Annotated in this window: 3 protein-coding genes and 3 pseudogenes; 3 read left to right on the forward strand and 3 right to left on the reverse strand. The window is 46.2% G+C overall.

Annotated elements, in window-relative coordinates:
* Positions 1 to 462: pseudogene (locus OKC31_RS21225) on the reverse strand (IS5 family transposase); the annotation flags it as partial.
* A gap of 241 nt (positions 463 to 703) precedes the next feature.
* Between OKC31_RS21225 and OKC31_RS21230 the strand changes: the two are divergent.
* A complete protein-coding gene (locus OKC31_RS21230) occupies positions 704 to 1,189 on the forward strand; it encodes a hypothetical protein (protein WP_270657697.1) in 486 nt (161 codons plus the stop codon).
* Positions 1,190 to 1,622: 433 nt separating this feature from the next.
* Here the strand turns inward: OKC31_RS21230 and OKC31_RS21235 are convergent, their stop codons facing one another.
* Positions 1,623 to 3,467 (reverse strand): sensor domain-containing diguanylate cyclase, encoded by a 1,845-nt coding sequence (locus tag OKC31_RS21235; protein ID WP_270657698.1) that lies wholly within the window; start codon positions 3,465 to 3,467, stop codon positions 1,623 to 1,625.
* A 147-nt stretch (positions 3,468 to 3,614) separates the two neighbouring features.
* Here OKC31_RS21235 and OKC31_RS21240 point away from each other — a divergent pair.
* Positions 3,615 to 3,767 (forward strand): annotated as a pseudogene (locus OKC31_RS21240) (IS110 family transposase); the annotation flags it as partial.
* A 36-nt stretch (positions 3,768 to 3,803) separates the two neighbouring features.
* Here the strand turns inward: OKC31_RS21240 and OKC31_RS21245 are convergent.
* A protein-coding gene (locus OKC31_RS21245; protein ID WP_270657699.1) for an IS3 family transposase occupies positions 3,804 to 5,008 on the reverse strand; the annotation gives its coding sequence in 2 pieces (ribosomal slippage) (positions 3,804 to 4,690 and positions 4,690 to 5,008; 1,206 coding nt in all).
* Positions 5,009 to 5,096: 88 nt separating this feature from the next.
* Between OKC31_RS21245 and OKC31_RS21250 the strand changes: the two are divergent.
* Positions 5,097 to 5,981 (forward strand): annotated as a pseudogene (locus tag OKC31_RS21250) (IS110 family transposase); the annotation flags it as partial.
* Positions 5,982 to 6,404 lie beyond the last annotated feature (423 nt).

Genomic DNA, 6,404 nt, shown 5'->3' on the forward strand with positions numbered 1-6,404 from the left:
ATCGTGGGTCACAGGGTCTACCGCCAGATGCAACTTGCGCCACACTCGCCGTTTCTCGGCGCCGTGTTTTCTGACCTTCCACTCGCCTTCACCAAATACCTTCAGGCCGGTCGAGTCGATAACCAGGTCGGTGATACGCCCCTTGGCGGTTGTCGATAGGCCACTTTCACCGTGCGAACGCTTGCTGACACAACTGTAGTCCGGTGCGCACAACGGCACATTCATCAACTCGAACATAGAGTCGAGTCCGCAGAGTGAGGTTAAAAATCCCCATGAGCATCAGGAAGGTACAAATGGTCTGGTCGGTGTAGAGCTGGCTGCGGCCCCGCCGTCCATGATATGGTCGTGGTGAAACCAGTTGTTCATGGCCTCGGTATCAACCCAGAAGATGAGTGAACCACGGTTAATCAAAGACTTGTTGTATTGAGGCCAGTTGGTGATGGAATGAAGCGATATGCCCATGATGCAGACTTGAAGAGGATAGTGGTGATCAGATCACCAAGCCCTCAGTTAGTTCCATTCAAGCTGCATCGATTTGGGCAACGCCGAAGTACGCTCTAAAGTAGCGTAATCAAGACACCTGTTTGAAGCCGGTGACAGGTGATAACTAGATCTGTACATCTTCAAGCTCTCACATAATTGCTATGCAATCTATCATGTGCTAAAAAATCTACATGCTACTGAACTTATTCTGGAAACGTATATGAACTTCAGAGAGCAATTCGATTCTTTCGAACAGGCAAAGGATCACCCCTCCCCCCACTATATCCAGCGAAATGGGATTGCTAAAAAACGTCGCTACAAGCTAATTGGAGGAGGCTACATTGCACTATGCAATAGAACCAATCTGTATCTGGATCTCTTCAACCCCGTACCTTATGTGGTTGTCCGCCATATTGGATGGGGCGAAATTGGCGTGTTAAGTCATAAAAAATTAAAAGTTGGTGAAGACTACATTATTGCTCTTCCGTCTGATGGTTCAGTTATAGGTAAAGTAGTTTATAGTTCACGGAGTTTTTTATTACCAACGCTCTATCGAAGTCGAATTTTTTTGCATACTCTCCCCTCGCCAGCACAATTTGAACAATGGCTGCCTTTTATCCCATCACTGGATATCATTGATTTTAAAAATGACTATCAATCTATGATGAGAGAAGATGCACTCTCATCATCCCGAACACAATTTTAGGTAGAATAATCGCGCTAAATAAAGCCACCCAAGAAGTATTTTTTTGATACCATGCCAGCTTAAAACACTATGGAACGCGAGAAATATCTGAATGTCATCTTAACTCATGCTGTATACGCCGAGAATCCCAAGTCATGAGCACGCCTCAACTCTAGGATATTCAGCTCATCTGTACTCCAGACACTTACAAGTTAAGTGTTTATTGAAGTCGTTTCCAGACCGCTTGCAGCGCAAGCTTTATACCAACGCCACATCTCCTGATAGCCTACATGAACATGCCTCAATTACGATATAAAAGATCTGTGTTACCAGTTTGCTATTGGAGATATACCTACAGTAAATCTCACTGAATTTACCTAATCATAGCATCACATCATTTTTTAAATAAAACCTATGATATCACATCATCAACTAATAAACATGCCTAATAATATCATTGAACTGACTTATTTCTACCTAATCTTTTTGCCTCATATAATTTTTCGTCTGCGATGCTTATCCATTGGTCAACATTTTCATAGCGAAAACTATACTCCGCCAATCCAATGCTAATTGTCACCTTAAAATGAGATGATTGATAATTAAATGTATAATGCTCCACGACCTTCCTTATTCTTTCCATCGTTTCATATGCTATATCGGGAGTTACGTCGCGTAATAAAATCACAAACTCCTCCCCTCCTATTCTTGCAACAATATCATTTCTTCTCAAAGAACGGACGAATATTTTTGCCAGATCTTTTAGTACCGCATCACCAGCAAGATGACCAAATGCATCATTTATTTTTTTGAAATAGTCAATATCAATCATAGCCAAGCAACAATTGTCAATTTTCTGTCTTTCTTGCTTAATTAACTTAATTAACTCACTAGTTCTGCTGAAAAAAAAGTTCCGATTAGGTAGAAATGTTAATGCGTCATGCTCGGAGTCAAAACGAAGAATACTCTCAATCCGTTGGCGCTCAACCTCTAACTTAATTGCATATATAAAAGTGCTCAATGTAGATAGTAATGGTTCAAGAAAAGTGACTATACCTTCATTAAAACCACCAATTTTGTTGGCTAGAGCGAGCATACCAATAACATTTCCATCATGATTAATAGGCATTCCAACAAAGCACTCAAAAATAGGAAACTCTCTGGAAAACTGCCTGCAATCAGTCCAATCTATGATTTCGTTGGAAAATACAACCTTATTTTTTATTAGAACCTCATTAAATATGTTTATTTTTTTACCCCTGCCACATTGGCCCTGACTTTCTTTGTTATCAACACCTGTTATTATTCCTTGCCATATTTTCATGTCATTGCTTCGAGCGTACGCACTATAGCCATCATTTGATTTGTTTGTAAGGACAATCAAACCAAGCTCACACTTCGCAATGCTAAATAACCTATCAAACATTAAATTATAAAGGATGTTCAAATCGCACCTTTTAATAAAAAGTCGGTCTAACATTAGAATTAAGTCTAGCAGATCCTTTTGTTTTGAGACTGTAGCTTCGGCTTCGACTTGCTCTGTAATGTCATGAGCATATTTAATAATGCGCAATATTTCCCCATCCGGTGAAAGAATGGGGCTATATGTGGCGTGAATCCAGAATGCATGGCCAGATTTATTAACACGACTGAATCGCCCAGAAATACTCTCCCCCCGACTTAGCTGTACCCAGAAGTCCAAATACGCCTTGGACATAACATATTCTGGATAGCATAAAACACTATGATGTTGCCCAAGTAACTCGTCTCGTTGATAGCCAGTTAACTCTTGATATATTGAATTGAATGCAATTATTTCCCCGTTCAAAGCGAACTCAATCACCCCTAAAGAGCGATCAATTGCCCGAAGAAGAGACTGGTATTCGGATTCCAGTTTCTTTCTATTTGTTATATCTGTCGCAATCTTAATAACACCAAGAAACACTCCATCCTTATCAGTTATACGTGTGTAAGATGCTTGAATCCATACATCCTCCCCATATTTATTGAGTCTACAAAACTCACCAGACACAATAGCCCCAGAAACAATTTCACCCCACCAAACATTATGCCCTTCTATTTGTGCCGGGGATAGTAAAACACTGTGGGACTTTCCAATTAATTCTTCGCACTTGTACCCAAATATACCTGCAAAAAAATCATTTACTGATGTTATTACAGCATTCATATCAAACTCTACAATCCCGTACGCAAAGTTGATTGCTTTAAGCCTATCATATGAATAGTTTGATTCAATTTTTTTTGTATAAATGTTGCTTTTTTTAATCTGTTTGAACATTGTGAGCCTTTGTTAAGTTTTGTCATCATATTAATTATTATAGTAGATCTATGTGCGGCGTTAATGGGATGGTCGCCCCTCCCCAAAACGGCATCTGAGTGCCAAAGTGGCGAATGTAAGTTCCCACTGATGAGAGAGGCGCCCTTCATGAAGACTACGACTATCGGCATCGATCTGGCAAAACATCTCTTCTAATTACATGGCGTTGATCAACATGGCAAGACGGTCCTCAAGCGACAGTTGAAGCGGGGTCAGATGCTCTCATTCTTTAGCAATCTTCCTCCTAGCTTGATCGGCATTGGATTTGACCCCATAGATCCAGACACTTTTTCCCGCTTAGGGTTGTGATACCCGACTGCGCAGAGATTCCCGGGGTGAACGGTATCCCAAGGCGCTGTGCGGGTGGTGCTCGTTATAATGCTCAAACGCGATGGCCAAATTGCCTACCGCTGTTCGGCTATCTGGTTTCGGCATCATCTCGATATAGTCTCGCTTCATCGTCTTCACGAAGCTCTCCGCTATACCGTTGCTCTGTGGGCTTCTCACCGCAGTCGTTCTGGGCTCCAACCCGAGCTCTCGTGCAAATACGCGGGTCTCATGGGCTCGATACGCCGAGCCATTATCAGTCAGCCACTCCACCGGTGATGCCGGCAACGAATCCCCGAAGCGACGTTCAACAGACCTCAGCATGACATCTTGCACCGTGGCACTGTCGTAAGCCCCGGTACTAGCAGCCCAGTCCAAGGTTTCCCTGTCACAGCAGTCCATGGCGAACGTGACTCGTAGTTTTTCACCGTTATCGCAGCGAAACTCGAAGCCATCTGAGCACCAACGTCGATTGCTCTCTTTGACGGCAACACGCCCCTTATGTGCCCGCTGGGTCAATGGTGCAGCCGGTTTTCTTTCCAGCAGCAGTCCATGATCGCGCATGACGCGATATACCCGTTTGGCGTTTACCACAGGCTCTCGTGTTGCCTCTGACTGACGCCGTAACAGCGCCCAGACTCGGCGATAGCCATAGGAGGGAAGCTCAGCCATCGCCTCCATGATCCGGCCAAGTAAGGCAGCATCATCATGCTGGCGATGATGACGACCATCTTGCCAACCTGGTTTTCGATGAACACGAACGGATAGCTGCGCACGCGATACATTAAGGGCCTTGCTCACAGCACTTAATCGTCGTCCCCCGGCAACAAGGGCGCATGCGCAATCCATTTTTTTGCTCGACCATACTCCACGGCTTCTTTGAGGATCTCGTTCTCCATGGTCTTCTTCCCGAGCAGACGCTGGAGCTCTCGGATCTGCTTGATGGCAGCAGCCAACTCTGAGGCAGGAACAACATCCTCACCGGCGGTGATCGCCGTGAGAGACCCTTCCTGGAATTGCTTACGCCATTTGAAAAGCTGGTTGGCGTTGACGTCGTGCAAGCGAGCGACATGAGAGACGGTCATTCCGAGCTCAAAGGTCTGCTGCACGATGGAGATCTTTTCCTGCGGAGTCCGGCGTCGACGGCGCTCAGCCCCTGTTAACACTTCGACCATCTTCTCGTTGCGACTAGTACTGAACATAGTTCCAAGACTACCTCTTAAGTTAAGAGGGGCGAAGTGTCTGGATCTTCAAGGGGCCAATCTAGGCATGGAGGCATGCGGCAGTGCCCATTACTGGGCCAATAAATTGCAAGGGCTGGGGCATACCGTCAAGCTGATGGCGCCTCAGTTCGTTAAACCCTATGTAAAGACCAACAAGAACGATGCTGCGGATGCCGAAGCTATTTGTGAAGCAGTGACTCGGCCCACCATGCGGTTCGTGCCGATAAAGAGCAGCGAACAATTGGCCATCCTGGCCTTGCATCGTGCCCGACAAGGCTTCATCAAGGCCAGGACAGCCCAAGCCAACCAGATCCGGGGCCTGTTAGCAGAATATGGGTTCATCCTTCCTCAAGGCATCACCCACATAGGCAAACACGTTCCCGAGTTGCTGGAGGACAGTGAAAACGGCTTGCCAGGAATATTTCGCCATTTGTTAATGCGACTTCACGAGCACCTAAAGATGCTCGACAAGCAGGTAAACGAATTGGAGGACGCAATCGTTTGCTGACATAAGGACAGTGCCGCCAGCCAAACCTTAGCCCAGTTGCCAGGTATCGGCCCTATCACCGCAAGCGCACTGGTTGCTTCCATCGGCAATGCGAAAAACTTCAAGAATGGCCGGCAATTGGCCGCGTGGCTGGGGTTAGTGCCACGGCAACACTCCAGCGGTGGTAAGCAGAACTTGCTTGGGATCAGCAAGCGTGGTGACAGCTATCTGCGCACCTTGTTAATTCATGGCGCTCGGGCGGTGCTACGAGTAGCAGAACGCAAGGAGTCGTTCTCGGGAAGCTGGCTGGCCGGGGTGATGGCTCAGCGCAACCTTAACGTGGCAGCGGTAGTGCAAGCCAATAAGACGGCTAGAATCATCTGGGCATTGCTGGCACACGACAGAAAATATGATGCCCACTATGGCATGGCCGCATGAAAAACAGGTTTGGCAATGTAAGGGCTGATTGACAGTCCTATGACCAAAAATTGGTAAGGAAGCACCGATTGCACAGGCAATCATGAAGTGATGGCGAGACAGGTCAGACCGTGGCTGGTAAAACCCGAGGGAAACAAAGTACTCCAAGTACGTGGCGTTGATAGCGGAGCCAGCCAGCGAATTCCATCAGGGATAGAGGCAGTAGCCTCGATCAAAATCCGGATCTATGGCTGCAATCTCCACCTGACTCACTTTCATGGATTGAGGGCTTGGCAAACCGGGGGCGACCATCTATGTTTCCCTAATTGACCAACAAGTCATGACCTCCCCAGCCCCAGGTGACCGCTACACTCGGGGCTTTCTGACCGGCAGACCAAGGGTGTTCAGTTTGTTGATTGCACCAACATACGCCATCACTTCCCC

Origin of the sequence: Aeromonas sp. Y293-4 (assembly GCF_027705905.1) — a bacterium.
GTDB lineage: Bacteria > Pseudomonadota > Gammaproteobacteria > Enterobacterales > Aeromonadaceae > Aeromonas > Aeromonas veronii.